The organism is Deltaproteobacteria bacterium, assembly GCA_016874735.1.
Lineage (GTDB): Bacteria > Bdellovibrionota_B > Oligoflexia > Oligoflexales > CAIYRB01 > CAIYRB01.
Map to the genome: position 1 here is coordinate 29,680 of VGTI01000025.1, position 21,683 is coordinate 51,362.

The window sequence follows — 21,683 nt, forward strand, 5'->3', positions numbered from 1 at the left end:
GCCTGGTCAACCAACAGAGGACTAAAAAAAATATCGCTCCCAGCATAGATTATGCCCCTTCGCTCAAGGGCACGAGATCTATCAGAGCTGCGACGCGAACGCCAACGACATGCGTCTCATCAATGGCAAAGACTATTTTGGCTACAGCTATCTAGCAGGGCGTATCATCTAGCGGCATCCGCCGAAGCCTTATTCCCTTCACACCTTTTACCGTTACCGATGATGTGTATCAGCTGCGAAGCTTTGTCGGACACCCAGTAGAAAAATGGCAGGATCGCTGGCACGACGATCAGACTTAAGATTGTCGAGCTTATCACCCCCCCGATAATGGCAACGCCCATACTAACGCGCTGCTTACTGGCTTCGTTTAGACCAACAGCAACCGGAATAGTCCCGGCGATGAGTGCCAACGACGTCATGAGGATCGGTCTTAGCCGCGTCTTCCCAGCCAACTGAATAGCCTCCTTGAGTGCCATACCCTCAGAGCGCTTTTGATTGGTGAAGTCGACGAGCAGTATGGAGTTTTTGCAGCATACCCCCATGAGCATCAACATACCCAGGCCGCTGAATAAATTGATCGACTCGTGCCGCATGAGCAGCGCCACAAAGGCACCACAAAGTGCCAATGGCAACGTGGCGATGATGGTCAGCGGTGTCACAAATGACTCGTAAAGACTTGAGAGCACCAGATAGATAAATGTAATCGCCAGGATCAACACAAGTCCCATGGAATCGGCCAGCTCGGCAAAATTCTCGCTCTCACCGATAAACGCGTAGTTAACACCTGCCGGCAACTTGAGATCACCCGACTTAAACTGTTTTTCAATATCGTTTACAAGATCGCCGATCCCGGCCCCGGCAGCAAGGTCAGCAGACAGCTGTATATAGCGGCTACGGTTTTGCCGATCGATCGACGCTTGGGCAACGGTTTCCTTGACATCAGCAACATCAGGCAGGCGGACTAAGCGATTGTTTAAATTCATCACGGAAATCTTGTTGAAATCACGCCGCAGATCCCGATCACCGTCTTTCATCATGACACGTACTTCGTACTCATAGCCGGCCGTCCTGAATACGGTGGCTGGGATCCCCTGAACCTGCGCCCTGAGTTCCTGCCCGAGCAACGCTGTGTTCATGCCGTAAATCTCAGCCCGACCAGGTTTTAGCTCAAAACTAAACTCTTTCTTGCCGGTACGGTCGTTGGTATCCAAATCTTTCAGCCTTGGGTCCTTGCGTAGATGAGCCAGTAGCTTTGCGACATAAATACGGAGATTTTCGGTATCATCACTGAGAAGATTGAGCATGAATGGATGCCCCTTGGCGCCACCCGTGAAGTCAAAATCCTGAACCGTGGGCTTAGCGTAACTGAAGCTGCTGAGCTTTTCTCGTACGTCTTCTTTGATCGCACTGAGGGCTCTTTTACGCTGAGTTGATGGCTTTAATCGCACGTAAAAGTCAGCCTTGTTTGGTTCCCCGTTACGACTCCCTACCGTCATCTGCACGGTGTCGATCTCGGCTAATTGCGTTAGGACGTTCTCGACCTCGCGGGACACCTCATCCATCCGGTTGAGATTAGTTCCTTGCGGCAATTCCAGATTTACCGTGAATTCGCCGGCGTCCTGCGTTGGCAGAAACGTTTTAGTGATCGAACCAACTGTGGCAAAGCAGGCGAAACAGACAGCGAGGGTGACTAGCACGGTTGAGATCGGAAATCGCACTACTACACGAATAAGCTTCTCATAGCCATTTTCAAGATTAGTCTGCAGTCGGTCAAAGCCCTTTAACAAGCCACCGATGGTATACCTGTAAAATACTGACTCTGTAACTCCACTACTGTGAGTTTTGCCAGCAAAATAGGCTGAAAGCATTGGCGCTATGGTCAATGCATCAAATAGACTAATAATCATGGCAAAGCAGATTGTCAGACCAAAATTAGCCAAGATTTTTCCGACCAATCCTGTAGTGAGTGCAATAGGACCAAACACCGACATTACGACTAAAGTGGTTGCAACGACTGCCAGCGTCACCTCAGAGGTACCTTTACTAGCAGCCTCACGCGGGCTCATCCCCTGCTCGATGTAGCGGAATATATTTTCACGCACGACGATCGCGTCGTCGATCAAGAGACCGACCACAAGACTAAGCGCCAGTAGCGTCACCACATTGATGCTGAGACCAAAGGCTTGCATCAAAATAAAAGATCCCAAAAGAGAGTTAGGCAAAGCTAGACCGGTAATTAAAGTTGAGCGAAAGTTACCAAGAAAAAGAAAAACCACGATAACCGTCAGCACAATCCCGAGAAATATACTCTCATTGACGTCAGAAATATTCAGATTGATTTCGCGACTCCCGTCACGCACCAACGTCAACTTAAGACTTGGATCTTGCGACTGCAAAAACTTCTCTAGCTTAGGCATGTCATCGCGAACGCGTTTGGCCAGAGCCACAGTGTTGGTCTTTGATTGCTTAAAGACTTGGATGAGCACCGCCTTCTTGCCGTCGACGTAGACCCTATTTTTCTCATCCTCAAGCGCATCGACTACGACACCTACGTCGCGAATGCGGGTGGGATTATCGTTACCAAAGAGATTTAGGACGCTCGCTTCGATCTCCTTGAGAGAAGTAAATTCGCCCCGGCTGCGAAACACTTTTTCCTCAGCTCCGTCGTTTACCTTACCAGCTGGGATGTTGGCACCGGTGTCAGCGAGGCGCCCCGCGACGTATCGTGCCGACAGTCCTCTTTCGCGCAACTTGTCACGATCGAGTAGAACCTGTACTTCACGCTTACGACCACCAAGCACAGTTACGCTACCCACGTCACGAATTTGCTGGAGACGTGGTTTAATCAGTTGATCCGCGAGGTCAAAAAGTTTGGCCGCTCCCATCTCACTCTGGACGCCAATCGTCACAATGGGTTGATCAGAGAAGTCAAAGGCCTGCACTATCGGCTCTTTGACACCGAGCGGAAAGCGCACCTTGGCCTGACTCACCTTGTCACGGATCCTTTGCTCCGACTGTTTAATGTCCTGATCCATGTAAAACTCGGCCACGACCTGGCTCACACCCTCGAAGCTGGCCGAGGTCACGCGCTTCAGACCAGCGATAGTGCTGACGGCGTCCTCTATTGGTTTAGTGACTAGAGTTTCAAGCTCGCGCGGCCCGGTGCCCGGATAGGCTGTGATCACACTGATCACAGGTGGTGCGACGTCAGGAAACATTTCGACGCTCAACCGCTTCATCGAGACGTATCCCAGCACCAGCATAATAATGACTAGGCAGGAGACAAAGATCGGTCGACGGATGGAAAGATCAGCGATATTCATGGCGCTATTCCCTAAACTGCCGCAGTTGGGCGTCGATGACATAGACTGCATAGGCTGCTTTCACACGCCCCAGCTCTGCCATAGCTAGGTCTTGCGAAAACATGAGCAACTGATAGGTGGTCGAGCGCCCGTTGCGATACTGACGTTGCTCGTTTTTTAATTTTTCGTCCTGCACCAGTTCCAGTGACTTTGCCATCGCATAAACCTTGATGGCTTCGCTGCGCTTGATGTTCAGATCAGTCACCGCACGACTTAGATTCCGCGTGGCATCCTCGAGTAAATTCTGCGCGGCGACACGCCGGTGTCGCGCCGCTTCCGTCGCAGCCTTCACCAGGTCACGATCGAGCGGCATATCAAGAGCGATGCCAACAGTCAGCATGGGGTTATACGGATCTATGGTGTTCCGCATGGTCTTGGCTAAATCATCGAATCGTGACTGAAGACCATAAGAGGCGAACGCATTAAGCGACGGTAGACTCTGCTCCTCAGCCACGGCCATGGCCGAACTCGCTACGTCAATCTGGTTACGAATCATGGCTAGCTCAGGTTGTTTGTCGACACCCACTTTGGGGGAATCTTTGGCGACTTCCATCATGCGTAGCGATGAGATTCCTTCAGACACCTGATCCGACATCACCCCACGTCCGACATTAAACGCCAATGCAGCAGACCGCACCTCCGAGAGGGCTTCTTGCAGTTCTAGACGTCTCGACTCAACTAACGCCTGTGCCTGCAGAAGGTCACCCTTTTCGTAGAGATTTTGGCTTTGTTTGGATTTCACGAAGGCGAGAATTTTTTCAGCGGTGCTCAAAGTGGTCTCGCTTATCATCACCCTGTCTCGGGCAAATGCCAGGCGGTAATAAGCAAGTTCGGCGCCCAGTTTGACCTCTTTGGTCTTTATACGCAGGCTGCTAGATTGCGTGTCTTTCTGTGCTCCCATCAGTTCTTTTTGATTTTGAATCGATCGCCCCAAAGCTCCGCGCCACAGTGGTTGGCTCAGTTCAAAGGACGGCGCAAAGGTGTGGATCTCCTGATCGACACCTGGTGTCTGAGGCGACAGTCTAAAGTCATTGAAGTGAACACTCTGTAAATCGAAAGTCAGTTTAGCCATCGTGCCAGTACTGAACTGCTGGGCGACACTGGCCTGAATCATGTTGCCAGTCAGGGAGCTGTAACCCGGGGCCAGCGACAGCGGTGGTCTGCGGTCGTTAACGGCCGTAACCTTAGTCTGTAGTTGCGGCGCGGTTAAAAGCCCGACTTGGCGCTCGTCCGACTGAGCTGCCTCGAGCTGATTTTGCTGCGCCGCAAGCCCTGGCTGCGTCTTAAGAACTGCGTCAGTGTAGGCTTCGACGGAGTAATTGACGACGGCGGCGGCGGGATTTGCAGCTACAAAAAGCGCTGCCACCGCACATAGTTTTAACGCGCTCACCATGTCCCGACCTCATCCACTAGGCCATGCATTGACTCCTGCAATAGAGGTATCGGACGAGACCGAAAAAACCTTAGGTTCCGGAGGCTCAGGGCCTCCCCGGGCACTGCCGCGCCTATAGCCGTAGCGGATCCTGAAAAAGGCAGGGATATTGAAATATTAAAAATTTTAATAAAAATATTAAAATAGTATTGATTTTTATTAAAATATCATTTAAATTCGACTTCTCATCGCAACCCACCGATCGCAAGGAGCCCTTCATGAGTTCTTTGACTGACGCCTACGCTATCACTCTGAAACTCACCGCTGCCCAGCACGAATGGCTGGCCACCACGGCCAACGCACTGGCGGAAATCAGCGGTCATCCAGTTGCACACAGCGCCGTGATCATGCGCCTGATGGAACTCGGTGCGCCTCAGCTGGGGCAAAATATCGCCCTACAAAAGGCGAAGGCGGCCAGCAGCCGTAAGACTGCTACCCGCCTCAGAGTGATTCGCAACGACTAAAACCAAACTACCCGCTTAGTGCCTCACAACCTAGGACAACCTAGGATAGACTGGGCTCACAGTGCGGCTGACTCAGCTGCAGTGACTTGTTCGCCAGCGACCACGGTCACTCGCGGACGCTCGCCACTGCGAAGGATGTCAGCCATCTGGAAGCCAACTAGGGACTTCGGTACCCAGAAGGTAGCGGCGAGTTCTGCCACCACGTTTTTGCGATTATCGAGCTTGGCCATCTCGGCGAGCAGCGGGCCTTTAGGCGCCAGCAGCGAAGCGGTGAAGATGGTCTCTTCGTAGTCGCGTAGACGCGTGTCGGCATCGCCGAGTTCTGGGAAGCGGGAACGTTCGCCTTGGAACACGATCCGCGCCAGGTCCTTAACGATTGCCATCCGCGTCGGAGCTTTGAGATCTCCCTTGCGATACTGGATCTGGTACTGGCCCGTTTTTACACGCAGGATACGGCTCAGGCGGTCCATCATGTCAGCAGGCTGCGTGGTGATGAACGAGAAGAATCGCATCACTTCAGGCAGATAGAGCGGAGGCGTGGAAAACTGCGCCTGAGTATGCAGCTCAGCCACGAAAGCCTCGACACGGCTCCGGGTGGCGGCAACAACTGCGGGATCGCATTCGTTCGCCTTAGCGACGACGGCGCGGAAGTTGTTGGACTCCTGCCACTCGTAGTAAGCCTCGTCCAAGCTGACAGCACCGCTCGCTACGTCGTGGACCAGCATCGGCTCCACCTGCAGCGTTTCGGAGAGCTTAGCGAGCGAGAACACGGAACGGACGTTTTTCTCGCCGCGTTTCCAGTGACTGCAATCGGATGGATTGAAGCTCAGGATAGAGCCCACATCCTGATCGTGCACCTTGCCCCCGCGCTGACTCATCAGCACTTTGTAGCAGAACTTAAACAACTGCACGGAATTTGGAAACTTGACGGCTCCCGAGCGTTTCATCGCCCCTCCTCAAACGTCAAAGCACTGACGCGGGTCGAAACTGACTAATAACGATGCATTGGCTTACTAAAAACTATACATATCCCACTTTACCTGTGTCAAGATAGTGGCCCTTTTTAGAGCTAAAAGTTTTTTTGTTTAGCTCTCGCGGTACTAGGTACGATTTTGGTGGAAATACCAAGCAAACTCTCACCACACGTGGAACCAACCAATAACTTAAAGAAAAGCATGTAAACAACACACACCGCATAAACCAGTCCAAGCGTTAAAAGCGGACTGGCTGAGGCTAGTAGCTGGACGGGACGTTGTTGCCATAGATCGCTAAGGTCACCCGATTGGGACGTGTTATAGACCGTGTACACGACGACACCCGCAAAGGCCACGGCCAGCGTCGTCACGACAAGAAAGAAATCCATGACGTAGGCTTGCAGGCGTATACCCCAGGTTGGTGCCATTACGCGGGCGGTGACGGCCGCATTGACCCGAGGGGGCTGCTCCGGCGTCTTGGGTGCAGAGATTCGCTGTGACGCGCCAGTCTTGCGCGTGGCCACTGGCGGATTCATCGGCGTGGCCTGCCGCGTGCCGCCACCGCCCCCGGGTCGCTTTGGACCCAAGCCAATACCAGGCGATAAGGCCTTGAACTCTTGCTTCTCGAATTGTTCCATGAGCGCCCTCGCCTTGTGGTTCATGCCGTAGGATCAGTATAAACCGGGCGGTAAGAGCGCTGCAAAATTCACAGCCGTTTCTTCAGGTAGCTACCTTGGGGCGAATCGCAGATCTCATACCCGCGCGTATCGATCTCCCGCCGCAGCTCGTCAGCTCGTGCCCAATTTTTCGCAGCTCGAGCACTGTTACGCTCATCCAACATCTGTGTCAGTTCTGGAGGTATAGCGCCCACCGCTGGCATCGGTGTGAAGACGTCCAGTCCCAGCACTTGGTCCATTTCAGCGACAAGGGCTACGCGCTCTGCTGCCGTGAGCGCCGCATCCTCGAGCAGACTGTAGAGAGTCGCCACCGCCTGCGGCATATTAAGATCCTGCGCCAACGCTGCGCGAAACTGCTGGCGGTATTTTGCGGCCGTCGGCGATAGCGTGGCCGCGGGGACTTTGCCCCCAGCGTCAGCGAGGCAACGCAGAGCCAAATGCGATAGACGCTCGTAGCCGCGCTGCGCACCTGCCAAACTTTCATAACTAAACTTAAGCTGCTTACGGTAGTGACACTGCAATGCCAATAAACGAAACGCCAATGGGTAATATCCGGCATCGGCTAAGGCCTGCACCGTCAGCACTTGACCACTTGATTTACTCATTTTTGCGGCGTCGTCGATGACGAGAAATTCGCCGTGCATCCAAAACTTTACGAAAGGGGCCTTACCCGTCGCTGCCTCACTCTGCGCGATCTCATTGGTGTGGTGAATCGGAATGTGATCGACACCCCCGGTATGGATGTCGAATTGGCTGCCAAGGAACTTCATCGACATAGCACTACATTCGATATGCCAACCTGGGAAGCCACGCCCCCAGGGCGCATCCCACTCCATGCAGCGGTGATCCTCCGGCTTGGAAAACTTCCACAACGCAAAGTCCGTCTTATTGCGCTTGTCTCTCGAGTCCACGCGATGTCCGGACTGTAGACCTTCGACATCAAGCCGGCCAAAATCAGCATAGGTAGGGAATTTGTTGGTATCGAAGTAAACACCGTCCTCCGTTCGATAGGTGTATCCCCTCTCCTCCAGAGCCTTGATCATGCTAATTTGTTCCGCAATGTGGTCTGTAGCCTTGCACACCACCGTGGGATGCTTGATACCAAGCATCGCGGCATGGGCAAAAAAGGCGTCCGTATACTTGCGCGCAACGGCCCAAGCATCGATGCCCTCGCGCCGCGAACCAAGCTCGAGTTTATCCTCGCCCGCATCGGCATCGTCTGTCAGGTGACCGACGTCGGTAATGTTCATCACGTGATTAACTTGGTAACCGAAGTACTCTAAGGTGCGGCGCAACACATCGGCAAAAATATAGCTGCGCATGTTGCCAATGTGGGCGTACGAATAGACCGTTGGTCCACAGCTATAGAGTCCAACCTGCCCAGCCTTCAGTGGCTCAAAGGTGGCAACGGACCGCGTCAGGGTGTTGAATAGCTGAATCTGCTCAGGATTAACTGGTGGCACGCACGCTCCTCGGTTACTGACTAGATATGGTGTATTACCAAATTTATCAGGTCCGCGAAACCTTGGCCGCACCTTTGCTACTGCTGCTCGCTGGCATACGCACCGAGTCATACAGCGTTTTTGCTCGTTGCGGCGACTCGTTGCCAGGGGAGCGCTCGTCACCAACGTCGGTGACTACACGACGCAGCGTCCGCATGACCACTTCGAATTCGGCCTCTGGCAGTCGCATCAAGCTGTCGCGCAAGGCAAGTACCTCACCGGATCGGCGCGATGTGCCCGCGGAATCAAAACGGTCGCGAGCAACGCCATCAAAGTAGAAGCAGACATCTTCGATCGTGATGTGCGGAGCTCGTTTTTTAGGTGCGTCCATCATGAGCACTCTATCGGCCCAATGACGACCTGACTTTACCCGCGACGCTTTACGAATCGCAAAGCCCCACTACATAATTGAGTCGCATTAGGGCCTAAGGCCACAGTCAACGCGCCCTAATTTCCGTCACGCTGTACTCCACCGTCCCCTTGGGCACGCGGACTTCCACAAGGTCACCGACCCTCTTACCGAGCAGGGCCCGAGCCAAGGGCGAGCTCATTGAGATCATCCCGTGCTCTAGATCAGCCTCAAGATCCCCAACGATACGGTAGGTCTTGTCCTCGCCCGAATCCTCATCCGTCACGGTGACAAACGAACCAAAACGCACGCGCTGGTCAGGCTCACCATCGTTCGGCTCGATCACTTGAGCTCGCGATAGCTTATCATCCAGATCGGCAATCCTGCCCTCGATAAATCCCTGCTTCTCTTTAGCAGCATGGTACTCAGCGTTTTCCGACAGATCCCCGTGTGACCGGGCATCGGCGATCTCCCTGATAATCTTCGGGCGCTCGACCGTCTTCAGCTGTTCAAGCTCGAGTTTTAACTTTTGAAACCCTTCACGCGTGAAAGGGACTGTCTCTGTCGCCATAGTTCAAAACTCCGCTGCCGCTACTGCCGCCCCTCCGGGCCGGCTTACATGTTGTGGGTTGCCGAGAACGCAAACGTGTACTGGTTGGATTTAACCTCCTGCACCGCGTCGTCACCGAGCTTTTGCGCCTTACCGTTGCCTGACTGCAGGGTTATCCCGGCCGCAATTTGGCTGTTCGGCTGCACCCAGGCAATAAACAGGCTTCCGCCGTAGTAGTCAACATGATCGGGCTGGGCACAATATTTTTTGTAGTAGTCAAGACTTTGGGAACAGGTCTGGCCGCTGGCCGCATCGGCGGTCCCTTTTTTGACGTCCGGGCGCGCATCGTTATTTGTAAATATGCCAAATCGCACAGGAAATGTCGGTGTCACGTACCATTCGACCCCGGTCGCGAGGTTGACCACGGCCTCTTTAGCATAAGCCGCACGCACGGAATTTGGATCGGTCTTGACGTCGGCATCGGTGACTCCGTCGTGATAGCTGAGGTCCAGGGACCATACAAAAGAGGAACTAGCAAACCAGGCCACACCGACGCGGGCCTCTAGGGGCATATCACCAACGGGGTTTTTCGACTCGGTCACCTGCTTGGTGACCGTATTTTGAATGGGACTAGCAATGGTCAAGGCAGGACCGCTTACGGTGGCTGCGTTGTTTTGCGTGTCACTGACCAGAGTTTTGCTGATGTCACTAGCAGTTTCGAGACTCTGCGTGGCGACAAAGATTTTTTTGACCGTCAGCCCCGCCGTAAATCCTGATGGCAAAGCCACTTGGACGCCCAAAGTGGGTTGCATCCCGTAGACAGCTAGGTGCTGGCGGATATTGCTGGCCAGAATACTCCAGCCGTCTACCGTGCTGCCGTCGCTCAGCTTGATGCGCAAGCTTTGCTTGGCGTACTGAAACTCTTGCACCAACTCGTCAGCATTAAAGTAAGAGAGACCAAAGCCAATACCCAGATTATTAAGCACGCGGTAACCTAGACCGGCGCCGGCAAAATAAGTGGCTGCGCGAGCGTTCGATGTTCTGTGGTAACGATCGATCACGGTGGTACCGATCTGGAAACGATCTATGGGCGTATCTTGATCTTTGAGATCACCGTCGGTGTAGTAAACCCCAAAGGCTGCGACGAGTCCCTCGACATAGCGATCGAGCTTCTGGAGGCCGCCGAAGAACGGCGTCAGCGAACCCGAGCTCTCCTCAGAGAAGTCGGTTGAGCCCAGAGCCTTTTTGTATACCGTATTTTTACCGTAAAATGCGTTAGCTGAGCCTTGGATGTCATTCGATAACGCAAATGCGAGGCCGCCAGGATTGTAGTATAGGCCTGAGGCATCGTCAGCTATGCCGGCGAAAGCACCGCCCATGCCCATCGCTCTCGTGCCCACAAGTACGTTATTGTAGTGGAACTGATCCGCCCGAGTGGGCGTTGCCACTGTCGATAGACCTAGCCCAGCAGTGACACTGCAAAGCAACAAGCGACTGCGCATGTAATTCCCCCCCCTGTATACGACTCGGTCTATTTTGCTTCTCGGCTGCCATCATCCAGCCTCTGGTACCGGAAAAATTGCCTTCACCTTTTTGAATCGCTCTTGTCCGTCCGCACCAATGATATCTTCAGCCTTGAGACTCAGCAGCACCTTAGCTAATTGATCACGGCGCTCTTTCATAGGTGGATGAGTCTTCTCAAGGTTCTTCACTTTTTTGGCACTATGATCTTCAAGTCTCTTCAGGAAGGCCATCATGGCACGAGGCTCGTAGCCGGCTCTGATTGCGTATTTCACGCCTTCCTGATCGGCCTCGTATTCAAGATCTTTATCGAGTCCCTTTTCCGTTATCATTTGCATGCCAGCGGCAGCTGCCGCCATGATGGAAAGGCCAACACCTGCTTTCCCAGTCAGGTAGGTCGCCAGTCGTGAGCCAGCAGCGGAGGCGGAGTCGGTCTCTGGACGTTGACGCATTTTGAGGTAAGGATCTTTATCGATCGCGGCACGTTTTTTGGCGCTGGCCTCATCGATATCCTTTTGCTTCATTTTCTTGAGAGCATCGTACATGTGACGTTTGCCCACGTGCGCCACTTCGTGTCCCAAGACTGCGGCTAATTCGGCCTCGCTGTTCGCATTGCGCAGCGCCCCCATAGTGACTAGGATGTAGCCACCTGGACATGCAAAGGCGTTTACCGACTCATGTTTGAGGACGGCAAACATATAGCGGCGCTCGGGATAGTCACCATAGCTGGCCACATAAGATCCAATCTGATTGACGTAGCCGACCAGTTTAGGATCTTCGACCACACCGTAGTAACCGAGGAGGCGGCCAGCCATGTTGCGCCCAACTTCAACCTCCATGCGATAATCTTCAAATATCGCACGCTGCTCGGGTGTCATCGACTGCTCTGCCGCCTTTTCCGCCGAATCGGTTCCGTGCGTTTTCATCGTACAAGCCGCTGCGGCCATGAGGCTTGCCGTGCAAATGAGCATGTTACGCCGGCGCCGGACGTGCGAGTCCAGAATCATCATCGGGGCCCTCACAGCTGAAACTGTCTACGTGATAGTTCTTACTAGACTAGTAAAACCTTAGACGTAGAGCAACCTTCGCTGGGAAAATCCCGTTACTTACCCGGCGCAGGAGTCGGAGCGCTCGCTTTGCCAGCTATCTCCTTCAGTACGCTCTGCCCTAACTCGTCGATCTTCCTGTCCGCAACAGGTTTATCTTCCATTCTGTAAACTGCCCTGAGATTAGGACGCACGTTCGAGGCGTTCGCCATATTGTCGTCTTCAGCTAAGCCGCGCACACCCATCACCGCCGATCGCGCGCGTGCGTCCGAACCGTCACCTTCTGGTCGCCCCTCTTTACTCGCAGCCTTGATAGCATTGGCTATAGTGCCGTCGCTATCGGGCTTGTGTTTGACGACGAGTACCGATACGTAGCCGTCCTTGCCGTCAGCCGTTTTGATAGCCCAGAACATCCCTTTGCGTTCCGTGGCGACCACCGCTTCGCCTGACTTCAGTGTGGTCAGCACCTGGCTCTTGTTGGTCGCATCGGCGTAAACCTCGACCCCATCCTTCTTGGCTTCGACATGTGCCGCGCGTGCTGAACGGCTACCGATGGGCATTAGAATGGTCGCCGTGACGACTAAACAAAAAAACCTCAGCATCCCAGCCATAACGCTACCCCTTGGTGCGGGTTTGCAACCTTTGACCCCAGCTCGGCACAATGCGGCAAAAACTTTAGGCTAATCCGATAATCTCAAGCGAAAATAGTGCTTTTTACCCTTTTTCACCAGGCAGCCAGCATCGCCCTTGAATGCACTTTTGCCAATTTTGACATGGATATCATCCACCTTTTCGCCGTTGATGGCTAGCCCACCCTGCTCGACTAGACGTCGCGCCTCCGCTTTGGACGGCACTACTTTAGTTTTGACCAGGAGATCTAGGACTCCGAGCCCCTCACCAAGATCGGAGGCCGCTAGCAGTACCTCTGGTTCGTTGCCTCCAGCTGCAACGCCGCCGGCGAAAAGCTTCTCGGCGGCAAGGGCAGCCTGCTCGGCCGCCTCTTTGCCGTGCAGTAAGCGCGTAGCTTCGAAGGCCAGCACTTTTTTTGCTTCGTTGATACCTGCACCAGGAAGTGCTGCAAGACGACTAACTTCAGCCATGGGCAACTCGGTAAAGTAGGCCAAACAGTTGCCAACCACACTATCCTCGACGTTACGCCAGTACTGGAAGTAATCATACGGACTGGTTAAGGTACCGTCGAGCCATACGGCACCCTTTTCCGTTTTACCCATCTTGCGCCCGTCACTCGTGGTGAGAAGTGGCGTCGTGAGGCAAAACGCCTTGCCACCGGCTAGGCGCCGCACCAGTTCCATACCTGCAAGAATATTGCTCCACTGATCATCACCGCCCATCTGCAGCGTGCACCGCTCTTGGCGGTACAAGTGGAGGAAGTCGTAGCTTTGCAGGAGCATGTAGTTGAATTCAAGAAATGACAGCCCCTTTTCGAGACGCTGCTTAAAACATTCAGCCGTCAGCATGCGATTGACGCTAAAATGAGGTCCGATCTCGCGCAAAAAATCTAAATAGTTTAGCGGTCCCAACCAGTCGTAGTTGTTTACCATGACCGCACGCGCGGGTGACGAGAAGTCGATAAAGTGGGCAAGTTGCTTCTTGATACCCACCATGTTGTTGGTGATCGTCTCGGCTGTGAGCATCTGGCGTAGCTCGGATTTACCAGTCGGATCTCCGACCATGACTGTGCCACCACCCACCACGACGACGACACGGCCTCCGGCTTGTTGCCATCGTCTGAGAGTCATAATTTGAAGCAGGCTACCAACGTGGAGACTTGCCGCCGTGGGATCGAATCCGATGTAGGCAGTTCGCGGCGCCTCTTGTAAGTGCTCCCGCAGCTCGTCCTCGTGGGTAATTTGAGCGACTAGACCGCGCTCCCGCAGCGTTTCGATAAACCCCATGCCAGTGCTATCCTCATTTACAGGCATCCATAGACTCCTGAGTGTTGAACCACACGTGCCTATGGACTGTTTCAAAGTACTAAAGGGACACCATGAATAACTCGCAAGTACAGAGTCGTCCAGCCTGGACGCAATCTAAATCCCCAATTCTCCTGCTAGGCAATGCACATAGCGGTAAATCAGAACTTGCCATCCAGTGCCTGAGACCGGACCTACCAGCCTTAGTCATCGGTACAGCGCCACCGACCGAACCTGCCTTTCAAAGTAGGATAGCAGAACTCCAAGGACTGCGCCCAGCCACCTGGGACTGCATCTACGCTGGAACAGATCTCGCGCTCGCGGTAAGCAGCGCCACCGCCGACGTAAAACAAGTCCTGATCGACTCGGTGAACCAGTGGCTGGCAACATTGCTGCTTGGCTACAGCGACGATGCCGACGGTAGTGAACACGGGCGAACTGGGATGCTGAACTCGCGTATTGACGAACTTATTACGGTACTGAGGAGTCGTGCGGACACGCGTTTTGTCATCGTGACGGCCGAGGTCGGCGGCGGCCCGGCACCGAGTCGCATGGCTGAGCGCCTCTTCCGCCAACATCTAGGCCTGGCCAATCAACGTTTGGCTCGTGTCGCCGCGAGCGTACTCGCCGTGCAGGCAGGGATTCCAACCATCTTAAAATGATGACGAATGCCTAACTCTCGCATACAGTCTTAAGTAGCACATTCATTGGATCTCTCATCGGATAGTTCATCGGATCTCTCATTGATTACATCGGAGGTAGCGCATGTTGTCACGTTTTACACGAGTTCTAGCACTTCCCATTCTGATGGCTGCCACACTGCAAAGCACCGCTGCATTGGCTCTTATTGATGCCCAGGGCATGGTCGGTCGCCGTTGGTATAAACTCGGCACCGATCCTGCGACAAAAGTGAGCTCGCAAGAAATTGCGGTCGCTGCGCACTTGAGTCCTATCCCACTGGTTCCCGTCTCCTTTGGTGCTCGTGTTGCCGCCGGCACTTTGGACACCACTCAGCTCAAGGGTATCTACGGGGCCTCGTCCATTGACGCGGGCGCTGTCATGGAAGCTGGGCTCGATGTCATGGCATGGATACCTCTCGTTCCGATCATCACTCCTTACGTCCGCCTTAATATCCCCGTCTACGGGACCTGGCTGGTAAAAGGTAAGCTCATCGACACGTCTCTACTCAGCGTCCCCTTTGAGCGCGCAGCCAAAGTAAGCGGCACCCAACTAAGCGTTGGTGCCAAGTACTCTGTGCTCCCCCTGATCTCGGTCCTGTTCGAGGCCAACTACGGTAAAGAGAGCTGGAAATCCACTTCCGTTAAGGTTAACAACGTCACCATTGACGACGACTCGAAAACCTACACCCTTGATTCACAAGCAGTGCTGCTCGGTGTTGAAGTCGGCCTCTAGCCAAAAACCCGCAGCGCGGCAAATCACGAACCCACCTAATCAGCCGTTATGACGGCTAGTTAGGTGGGTTTCTCACGTATTTGCCTAAAGTTTTTCGTCAAAATGCCGATAAGGGTGACACAGGAAAATGGAACTACACCCTTAGAGGCAATCACCATGGGCAACCATTCCAACCTAAGTATTTTAGCTTTTGTAAGCCGAACTGCCACCACGCTGGTAACTACGTGCCTTTTACTTCTGGCTTGCAGTGTTCCGGCTGCCCCCCAGCAACCATTTGCGGGACGCAACCTTGGCGGCGGCGATGCCTGTAAGGCGACGGAGACTGAGGAAAAGAAGACTGATAAAAAGAAAGCGGCCGCCCTAGTCGATAAAAAATCAAGCGCCAAAGACGATGAGGAAGAAGAAGACGAGGAAGCTAACTGCGACGAGAAGCCAGCCACCGCCAAAGGTAGCGGCACCGCAGCGGCTATAGCTAACGGGATCGTCACACCGATAACTGCGGCCCAGCCCCTTCCGCCTGCAGGTCAGCTTCCCTCGCAGCAGCTGCCTGGGACACAGCCCATGGCGCAGACTGTCACTTACTCAGGCGGCGTTAGCGCCTATCTAAGCCGAGCTTGCACCAGCTGCCACGGTGGTGGCTTTTTCGGTAAGTCACCAAATCTCAGCAACTACGAGGCAGCAAAGGCGGGCGCCGCGGCCTCCCTCGCCTCGATGAAAGCTGGAAGAATGCCAACGAGCGGCAAACCTGCCGATGCCGACATCAAACTCATAGAGTCGTGGATCCAAGGCGGTATGGCGCAGTAATCACCAGCGTCACTGCTTGATAGCCTGCACCAGACGGCAAGCACCGAAAAGATAGGATTTCACGGAATCGACGATATATCCTCGCTCATAAAGAGCGGAGCGTAGCTCGTCCGGTGTATAAAACGATCCCACACTTTGGGGTAGATATTTGTAGGCGTCGCGGTCGCTTAAAATCCCACCTATGAAAGGCAAGATGTGGTGGAAATAAAGTTGAAACACCGCACCCAGTAACCCGCGCTTAGGAATAAAGAACTCCAGGATCAGCAGTGTGCCGCCAATTTTGAGCACACGGTGGAACTCCTGCAAGGCCTTGCCCCGATCCACGACGTTGCGCAGGCCGAACGAAATACTGACGCAGTCAAATTTGGCATCAGGTAAGGCCAAGGCCTCGGCACTCATACGAGTGAGACGCACCGCCTGCTTAAGGCCGCTCGTGTTCACCTTGGTTTGGCCGATGGCCAGCATCTCTGCGGAGATATCGGCCCCGATGAGCTCGCTGTATTCGGGGTGCTTGTGTCCCACAGTCAAGAGGACATCGGCAGTACCCGTCGCACAGTCGAGATAGGCACCTCCTGGGCGATATGGCACTAAAGCCGCCAAATGCCGCCGCCACCGCTGATCCTGACGAGCGCTAAGTAGCCGATTTAGAAGGTCATAGCGCGGCGCCACCCGGTCAAACATGGCGGCAATCTTGGCTTCGCTCTCGGGGCGCTGAATAGGATTAGTCACGACAGGACCTCATGCATAGATGAGCTCCCAGTATTAGCCGCGCCAGGAGGCGGCATCAAGCCTAAACCGGACCGACCTTCACCGAAGGCCCTCGCGCAAAGACGCAAGCACAGCATCGAAGGGTTCATCGCCACTAAGCCTAAGGTCGGCCGTTAAACGCCGAAACCAGGTGCATTGGCGCTTGGCGTACTGCCTCGTCGCCGCAACGATCGCGTCTTCCAACTGGTCTTCCCGCAACTGACCCTGCAGGTAAGCGCACACTTGTTTATAGCCGATACTCTGCATGGGCTTCGCCGCAGGACTGATACCGCTGGCTAGCAGATCTTTAACCTCGTCAATCAATCCTTGAGCCAACATCGCTCTAGTGCGCCGTTCAATGCGTGCGTGCAGAACCGGGCGCAATGGTTCGATGACGATGACCAAAGCGGCAGGATCAGCGGGCTGCTCCGCGGTTAAGCCTGCATCCGCCAGGGGACGCCCGAGCAAACGCACAAGCTCCAGGGACCTGAGTAAACGGACGCGGTCGTTTGGATGAAGCCCAGCCGCACGAACGGGATCGATGGCCCTTAGGTCCTCAAGCAGCTTGGTATTGGGAAGCGCCCTCAGTTCGTCACGCAAGCGCGCGTCCTGAGGTAAATCGCTATGCCATCCTTGCCCGAGGAAAGCCCTCAGGTAGAGCCCGGTCCCCCCAACGATGACGGGAAGCCGTCCACGGTCCCATATCTCTGTTTTGCACTGATGGGCGGTCGCTGCAAATAGGGCGGCATCGTAATTCTCATGCGCCTGCACGACATCCAAAAGATGATGCGGTACGCGCGATCGTTCGGCAGCCGTGGCCTTGGCAGCACCAATCATGAAACCACGGTAAACTTGCACGGAATCACAGTTGATGATTTCGCCATCAAGAGCTTCACTCAGGGCAAGGCCAAGAGCGGATTTACCAGACCCCGTGGGGCCAGCGATCACCACATAGCTCTTTGCCTTGCTTTTGATGGATGCCTCCGTCGTCACCGATCGAACCACTGCGCAACTTGCGATTGATGCCACCACCTAAGGACACGTCTGCCATGCGGACAGTTGTGATAGAAATCCACGGTTGAAGCTTCTGCCAAAAGCTGCCGCACCTCGTTCGCCGGCAGGTCTTCGCCTGCACGCACAGCCGCATGACAGGCCACGCTGGCCAGTAGGAGGCGCATCAGTTCAGCATTGGAATCGGCTGGTTCAGTGCCGCCTGGGCGCTCGCAGTAAATATCTTTCAAACCGTCGCCTAGATGTTCAAATAGTCCAATCACGTCGCGACCGGCAAGGAGGCTGGGCACGGCCTTAACAAGTACGGTAGTTGTACTCTCAACTCCGTACTCAAAACCGCGACCCTTCAGGTCCTGACGACGTTCTCCTAGCAGTGCCACCGTGGCCGGCGACAACTCTACGGCCTCGGGCACGAGTAATCGCTGGCTTTGATGGAGCAACGACTCATCGTTTACCAGTCGCTCGTAGATAATCCGCTCGTGGAACGCGTGCTGATCCACGACCAACATCCGCTCCTGGTCCGTGAACAGCAGATAACACTGAGCGAAAGCACCAAGAAAACGCAGCTCACCCCAGTTGATGGCCGGCACAGCAGTTGGGCGCTCGACGATGGTGGGAGTTTCCAGCAAGCGATCGATACTAGCCTTGTCGAATACGGGACCGCCCACGGGCGTACTGGGCATGCGCATGGACGTGGCTAGATCGCCGTCGGCCCGCGTGCTTAGCGTCATCCGCGGCGCTGCGAACGGCCGCGCACTGGCCATCGCTGGCAACGGGGAACGGGGACTGCTGGCGGCCTCGGCTGTGACCCCTACCCGATTCCCAAACATACTGCCAACCACACTCCCGGTCACATGATCTGTCCCAGTCCCTGCACCGGCCCAATTTGCGGCTCGCATCTTGTCGCGAATCCCGAGCGCAATGAGATTTTGCACCTCGTCCGGGTACTGAAACCTGACCTCGGTCTTGGCTGGGTGTACGTTGACATCCACCAGCGATGGATCGGTGCGCAGATGCAATACAACGGCGGGGAACTTACCCTTCATCAGATGACTGTGGTAACCGCGCAGGACACCGTAACGCAGCACTTTGTCTTTGACCATGCGCCCGTTAACGAAGGTGTAGAGACTCTTGCTCGTCGCCTTCTCTAGCCCCGGCGGTGACACCAGGGCCTCAACCTCACCAAAGCGACCGCTGGTGCGCACGTAGACCAGCTGATCGCCATCTTTGCCAACTACGACCCGGCTGCGTTCGCGCAGGACCTGCTCGCCAAACCAGGGGGCGGCCTCGAGTACTAGAGGGCTCACGCGCAAGTGATCGCGCCCATTGTGGCGCACTGAGAAACCAACCGTGGGCCGACAAAGAGCGAAGGACTGCATAAGTTCGAGGATGTGACTGAATTCGGTGGCAGGCGATTTGAGAAACTTAGCCCGCACGGGGACATTGTAAAAAAGATTCTCCACCGCCACCGTGGTACCCTCGGGACCAGACCATGGCAGCGTTTGTGGCGCTTCCTCCCCAGTGACGGTAATTTTTGTACCAGTCCTCTGCCCCACCTCGCGCGTCGCCAGGGAAAACTGACTCACAGCGGCAATGGATGCCAAGGCCTCGCCGCGAAAACCCATGGAGCTGATGCTGAAGAGCTGATCAGCGTCGCGGATCTTGCTGGTCGCATGGCGCCGCAGGGCTAGGGCCGCGTCTTCACCGCTCATACCGCCGCCGTTGTCGGTGACGGCAATGCTCCGCAGCCCACCCATCTCAAGATTTACGTCAATTTGGGTGGCGCCGGCGTCGAGCGCATTTTCTACCAGTTCTTTGACCACACTAGCCGGTCGTTCAACGACTTCACCAGCAGCGATCTTGTTTATCACGTGGTCTTCGAGTAAGTGTATCTTTCCCATGGGACCGCTCCGAGTAAGAGCCGCTCAGTCCATGCGGCAAATTGAGAATTTTAACGGGGTCCTGATCTATGCAATGCTCCTATATCACCAGCGCCCAAAGGGCGCACCAGCTTCCTGATTTAGGGGCTCCCGAGATTGCCATGGTGGGGCGTTCCAACTGCGGCAAGTCGAGTTTGCTTAATGCCCTGACTGGACGTCGTAATTTGGCACGGGCCAGCAGTACTCCTGGACGCACGCAGATGGTCAACTTCTTTGCCATTGACCGCGCCGACGGGCGCATCATCCTAGCCGATCTGCCGGGTTACGGCTTCAGCGCCAGCGGCCGCGAGGCACGGCGTCATTGGCAAGAACTCATCACCGCCTACCTGAAGCGCCCAGCATTGAAACAGGTCCTGTTCCTGCTCGACATCCGCCGCTCTGATCCCCCGGGGGACGAGGACTTGGAGCTCCTGAGCTCACTTGTTGCCGGTCGCGCCGCCGTGCTGCCGGTCTTAACCAAGGCCGACAAGTTGTCTGGAGCCGCCGCCAAAGTGCAGATGCGCAAGTTTATAGGTCACTTAGAGGCCGTCGGACTGATGGTGCCGACGGTAGCGGTAACGTCGGTACTCAAGCAAACCGGTATAGCCGACCTGCGTCGCGACATCGGTCTTGTGGAGTGAACAAAGCCCAACGAACCTAACGAGCCCTGGGAATTGAGAGACTCAGTCTATCGCCGCTTGCGCCTTGAGCACTTTTTCGCAGAAGTCCCAAAGCACCGACTTCTGGTCGACGTGACGCATCAGGGTCCCCAGGCGGTGCGCCAAGACACCAGCCATTTCCCGCGGGTCTATCTGACCCTCGCGGAGATGGTTCACTATGACCGCATCAATTTCGTCGGCGACCTTGAGGAGGCGCTCAGCCTCGGCGTCTAGGCGCTTTTGCTCTGGAAACTTGATGATCTTAGCCATGGCAACCTCCGCCTTATATTTGCCTTATCGGCAAAAATGGCCACCAACTTGATGGTAACAAATGCCTGACAAATCGTCAGCATAGAGCTAAAGGCCTTGAGCCCCAAGCGTTTGCGGCCAAGCCACCTGAGGCCGGCACAGCCACCTGGAGACCGCACGAGCAAAAAACCTTGCCTTTGCCTGGTGCCGCCTATAAACGCTAGTGACTAGCATTTCTTTTGGTCAGGAGTACAGGTATGGCAACTGCGGCAGGGACTTACGATGTAGTGGTGATCGGCTCTGGTCCAGGCGGAGAGGTGGCAGCCATTCGCGCCGCTCAGCTCGGGCTTAAGACGGCTCTGGTCGAAAAGGCTCCCCACCTCGGCGGCACCTGTCTCAACTGGGGATGTATTCCCACCAAAGCCCTACTGGAGTCGGCCAAGACTTACACTAAACTGCTACATGCTAACGATCTCGGCTTCTCCGTCGGCAACGTCGCCTACGACTGGGAGCGCATCATGCAGCGCAAGCAGGGTATCGTCGATGCACAGCGCAAGGGTCTGCGCTTTTTGATGAAGAAAAACAAGATCGACGTCTACGAGGGCCACGGACGCCTAGCTGGTAAAGGCCAGGTTTCCGTCACCGCCGCCGATGGCAAAGTGACTAAAGTGGCAACGCGCTACGCTCTGGTCGCTACGGGATCGCGCGTGCGGACGCTGCCGTTTGCCAAGACTAATGGCAAAACGATCATTGATTCCGACGACATTTTGTCGCTGAAAAAAGTGCCAAAATCACTGTGCGTCATCGGAGGCGGTGTGGTTGGCACTGAGTTTGCCTCGCTCTATGGGCGCTTTGGTAGTGAAGTCAGCATTGTCGAAATGGCGCCTCAAATTTTGCCGAGCGAAGACGCTGACAGCGTGAAAGAGCTGGTACGCCAACTCAAAAAGCAAAATGTTGCGGTTGAAGTTGGCACTAAACTTACTGGCGTTGAAGACAAAGGCGATTACGCGCTTGTCACCACTGAGGGTCAAAAGCCGCGCGCCTTTGAGGTCGTCCTGGTGGCGATTGGT

At 54.9% G+C, this 21,683-nt stretch carries 21 protein-coding genes; 6 read left to right on the forward strand and 15 right to left on the reverse strand.

The features are described 5' to 3' along the window. Positions 1-164: 164 nt before the first annotated feature. Entirely contained in the window at positions 165-3,374 is a 3,210-nt protein-coding gene (locus FJ146_11250) for an efflux RND transporter permease subunit (GenBank protein MBM4252537.1), read from the reverse strand. Then, entirely contained in the window at positions 3,328-4,755 is a 1,428-nt protein-coding gene (locus tag FJ146_11255) for a TolC family protein (GenBank protein MBM4252538.1), read from the reverse strand. The genes FJ146_11250 and FJ146_11255 overlap by 47 nt, the downstream gene beginning before the upstream one ends. 257 nt (positions 4,756-5,012) lie before the next feature. On the opposite strand from FJ146_11255, the gene FJ146_11260 reads away from it, so the two are divergent. Further along, positions 5,013-5,258, forward strand: coding sequence for a hypothetical protein (locus tag FJ146_11260; protein ID MBM4252539.1), 246 nt, complete (start codon positions 5,013-5,015; stop codon positions 5,256-5,258). Positions 5,259-5,314: 56 nt separating this feature from the next. Here FJ146_11260 and FJ146_11265 read toward each other — a convergent pair whose 3' ends face one another. The 9 genes from FJ146_11265 to FJ146_11305 all read right to left on the reverse strand — a co-directional run bounded on the left by FJ146_11265 (position 5,315) and on the right by FJ146_11305 (position 13,793). Beyond that, positions 5,315-6,205 carry a hypothetical protein gene (locus FJ146_11265; GenBank protein ID MBM4252540.1) on the reverse strand — a complete coding sequence of 297 codons (891 nt, stop codon included), beginning with the start codon at positions 6,203-6,205 and terminating at the stop codon, positions 5,315-5,317. Between the two features lie 122 nt (positions 6,206-6,327). Beyond that, positions 6,328-6,894, reverse strand: coding sequence for an RDD family protein (locus FJ146_11270; GenBank protein MBM4252541.1), 567 nt, complete (start codon positions 6,892-6,894; stop codon positions 6,328-6,330). A 44-nt stretch (positions 6,895-6,938) separates the two neighbouring features. Further along, positions 6,939-8,483, reverse strand: coding sequence for a cysteine--tRNA ligase (locus FJ146_11275; GenBank protein ID MBM4252542.1), 1,545 nt, complete (start codon positions 8,481-8,483; stop codon positions 6,939-6,941). Further along, complete coding sequence (locus FJ146_11280; GenBank protein ID MBM4252543.1) at positions 8,419-8,745, reverse strand: hypothetical protein; 327 nt, start codon at positions 8,743-8,745, stop codon at positions 8,419-8,421. Before FJ146_11280 ends, FJ146_11275 begins: the two co-directional genes overlap by 65 nt. 103 nt (positions 8,746-8,848) lie before the next feature. Beyond that, positions 8,849-9,331 carry a transcription elongation factor GreA gene (greA, locus tag FJ146_11285; protein ID MBM4252544.1) on the reverse strand — a complete coding sequence of 161 codons (483 nt, stop codon included), beginning with the start codon at positions 9,329-9,331 and terminating at the stop codon, positions 8,849-8,851. Positions 9,332-9,375: 44 nt separating this feature from the next. Continuing rightward, a complete protein-coding gene (locus FJ146_11290) occupies positions 9,376-10,812 on the reverse strand; it encodes a hypothetical protein (GenBank protein ID MBM4252545.1) in 1,437 nt (478 codons plus the stop codon). A 51-nt stretch (positions 10,813-10,863) separates the two neighbouring features. Continuing rightward, complete coding sequence (locus FJ146_11295) at positions 10,864-11,841, reverse strand: hypothetical protein (protein MBM4252546.1); 978 nt, start codon at positions 11,839-11,841, stop codon at positions 10,864-10,866. Positions 11,842-11,933: 92 nt separating this feature from the next. Then, positions 11,934-12,488, reverse strand: a complete 555-nt coding sequence (locus FJ146_11300; GenBank protein MBM4252547.1) for an SH3 domain-containing protein — start codon at positions 12,486-12,488, stop codon at positions 11,934-11,936. Positions 12,489-12,557: 69 nt separating this feature from the next. Beyond that, entirely contained in the window at positions 12,558-13,793 is a 1,236-nt protein-coding gene (locus FJ146_11305) for a tyrosine--tRNA ligase (GenBank protein MBM4252548.1), read from the reverse strand. A gap of 92 nt (positions 13,794-13,885) precedes the next feature. Here FJ146_11305 and FJ146_11310 point away from each other — a divergent pair, with 92 nt between their 5' ends. The 3 genes from FJ146_11310 (at position 13,886) to FJ146_11320 (ending at position 16,028) form a co-directional block, all read left to right on the forward strand. Continuing rightward, the gene (locus FJ146_11310) at positions 13,886-14,473 is read left to right on the forward strand and encodes a hypothetical protein (GenBank protein ID MBM4252549.1); all 588 of its coding nucleotides are present in this window, start codon (positions 13,886-13,888) and stop codon (positions 14,471-14,473) included. A 103-nt stretch (positions 14,474-14,576) separates the two neighbouring features. After that, positions 14,577-15,224 (forward strand): hypothetical protein, encoded by a 648-nt coding sequence (locus FJ146_11315; protein ID MBM4252550.1) that lies wholly within the window; start codon positions 14,577-14,579, stop codon positions 15,222-15,224. Between the two features lie 156 nt (positions 15,225-15,380). Then, positions 15,381-16,028 (forward strand): hypothetical protein, encoded by a 648-nt coding sequence (locus tag FJ146_11320; protein ID MBM4252551.1) that lies wholly within the window; start codon positions 15,381-15,383, stop codon positions 16,026-16,028. Positions 16,029-16,037: 9 nt separating this feature from the next. Here the strand turns inward: FJ146_11320 and FJ146_11325 are convergent, their stop codons facing one another. The 3 genes from FJ146_11325 to mutL all read right to left on the reverse strand — a co-directional run bounded on the left by FJ146_11325 (position 16,038) and on the right by mutL (position 19,687). Continuing rightward, the gene (locus FJ146_11325) at positions 16,038-16,757 is read right to left on the reverse strand and encodes a ubiquinone/menaquinone biosynthesis methyltransferase (GenBank protein MBM4252552.1); all 720 of its coding nucleotides are present in this window, start codon (positions 16,755-16,757) and stop codon (positions 16,038-16,040) included. A gap of 78 nt (positions 16,758-16,835) precedes the next feature. After that, on the reverse strand, positions 16,836-17,807 hold the full coding sequence (miaA, locus tag FJ146_11330; GenBank protein ID MBM4252553.1) for a tRNA (adenosine(37)-N6)-dimethylallyltransferase MiaA: 972 nt from the start codon (positions 17,805-17,807) through the stop codon (positions 16,836-16,838). Further along, positions 17,765-19,687, reverse strand: coding sequence for a DNA mismatch repair endonuclease MutL (gene mutL / locus FJ146_11335; protein ID MBM4252554.1), 1,923 nt, complete (start codon positions 19,685-19,687; stop codon positions 17,765-17,767). The genes miaA and mutL overlap by 43 nt, the downstream gene beginning before the upstream one ends. 68 nt (positions 19,688-19,755) lie before the next feature. Between mutL and ysxC the strand changes: the two genes are divergently transcribed. Beyond that, complete coding sequence (ysxC, locus tag FJ146_11340; GenBank protein MBM4252555.1) at positions 19,756-20,346, forward strand: ribosome biogenesis GTP-binding protein YsxC; 591 nt, start codon at positions 19,756-19,758, stop codon at positions 20,344-20,346. A gap of 42 nt (positions 20,347-20,388) precedes the next feature. Here the strand turns inward: ysxC and FJ146_11345 are convergent, their stop codons facing one another. Further along, positions 20,389-20,634 (reverse strand): hypothetical protein, encoded by a 246-nt coding sequence (locus FJ146_11345; GenBank protein ID MBM4252556.1) that lies wholly within the window; start codon positions 20,632-20,634, stop codon positions 20,389-20,391. Positions 20,635-20,870: 236 nt separating this feature from the next. On the opposite strand from FJ146_11345, the gene FJ146_11350 reads away from it, so the two are divergent. Then, on the forward strand, positions 20,871-21,683 hold an 813-nt coding region (locus FJ146_11350; protein MBM4252557.1), incomplete at its 3' end, for an FAD-dependent oxidoreductase.

Bases quoted from the DNA above. Each gene is read 5' to 3' on its own strand.
- FJ146_11320 (MBM4252551.1), top strand. From the start codon at position 15,381: ATGGGCAACCATTCCAACCTAAGTATTTTAGCTTTTGTAAGCCGAACT.
- FJ146_11275 (MBM4252542.1), bottom strand. From the start codon at position 8,483: ATGACTCGGTGCGTATGCCAGCGAGCAGCAGTAGCAAAGGTGCGGCCA.
- FJ146_11260 (MBM4252539.1), top strand. From the start codon at position 5,013: ATGAGTTCTTTGACTGACGCCTACGCTATCACTCTGAAACTCACCGCT.
- greA (MBM4252544.1), bottom strand. From the start codon at position 9,331: ATGGCGACAGAGACAGTCCCTTTCACGCGTGAAGGGTTTCAAAAGTTA.
- FJ146_11250 (MBM4252537.1), bottom strand. From the start codon at position 3,374: ATGCAGTCTATGTCATCGACGCCCAACTGCGGCAGTTTAGGGAATAGC.
- mutL (MBM4252554.1), bottom strand. From the start codon at position 19,687: ATGGGAAAGATACACTTACTCGAAGACCACGTGATAAACAAGATCGCT.
- FJ146_11265 (MBM4252540.1), bottom strand. From the start codon at position 6,205: ATGAAACGCTCGGGAGCCGTCAAGTTTCCAAATTCCGTGCAGTTGTTT.
- FJ146_11300 (MBM4252547.1), bottom strand. From the start codon at position 12,488: ATGGCTGGGATGCTGAGGTTTTTTTGTTTAGTCGTCACGGCGACCATT.
- FJ146_11280 (MBM4252543.1), bottom strand. From the start codon at position 8,745: ATGATGGACGCACCTAAAAAACGAGCTCCGCACATCACGATCGAAGAT.
- FJ146_11270 (MBM4252541.1), bottom strand. From the start codon at position 6,894: ATGAACCACAAGGCGAGGGCGCTCATGGAACAATTCGAGAAGCAAGAG.
- FJ146_11305 (MBM4252548.1), bottom strand. From the start codon at position 13,793: ATGGGGTTTATCGAAACGCTGCGGGAGCGCGGTCTAGTCGCTCAAATT.
- FJ146_11315 (MBM4252550.1), top strand. From the start codon at position 14,577: ATGTTGTCACGTTTTACACGAGTTCTAGCACTTCCCATTCTGATGGCT.
- FJ146_11290 (MBM4252545.1), bottom strand. From the start codon at position 10,812: ATGCGCAGTCGCTTGTTGCTTTGCAGTGTCACTGCTGGGCTAGGTCTA.
- FJ146_11255 (MBM4252538.1), bottom strand. From the start codon at position 4,755: ATGGTGAGCGCGTTAAAACTATGTGCGGTGGCAGCGCTTTTTGTAGCT.
- FJ146_11345 (MBM4252556.1), bottom strand. From the start codon at position 20,634: ATGGCTAAGATCATCAAGTTTCCAGAGCAAAAGCGCCTAGACGCCGAG.
- FJ146_11310 (MBM4252549.1), top strand. From the start codon at position 13,886: ATGAATAACTCGCAAGTACAGAGTCGTCCAGCCTGGACGCAATCTAAA.
- ysxC (MBM4252555.1), top strand. From the start codon at position 19,756: ATGCAATGCTCCTATATCACCAGCGCCCAAAGGGCGCACCAGCTTCCT.
- FJ146_11295 (MBM4252546.1), bottom strand. From the start codon at position 11,841: ATGATGATTCTGGACTCGCACGTCCGGCGCCGGCGTAACATGCTCATT.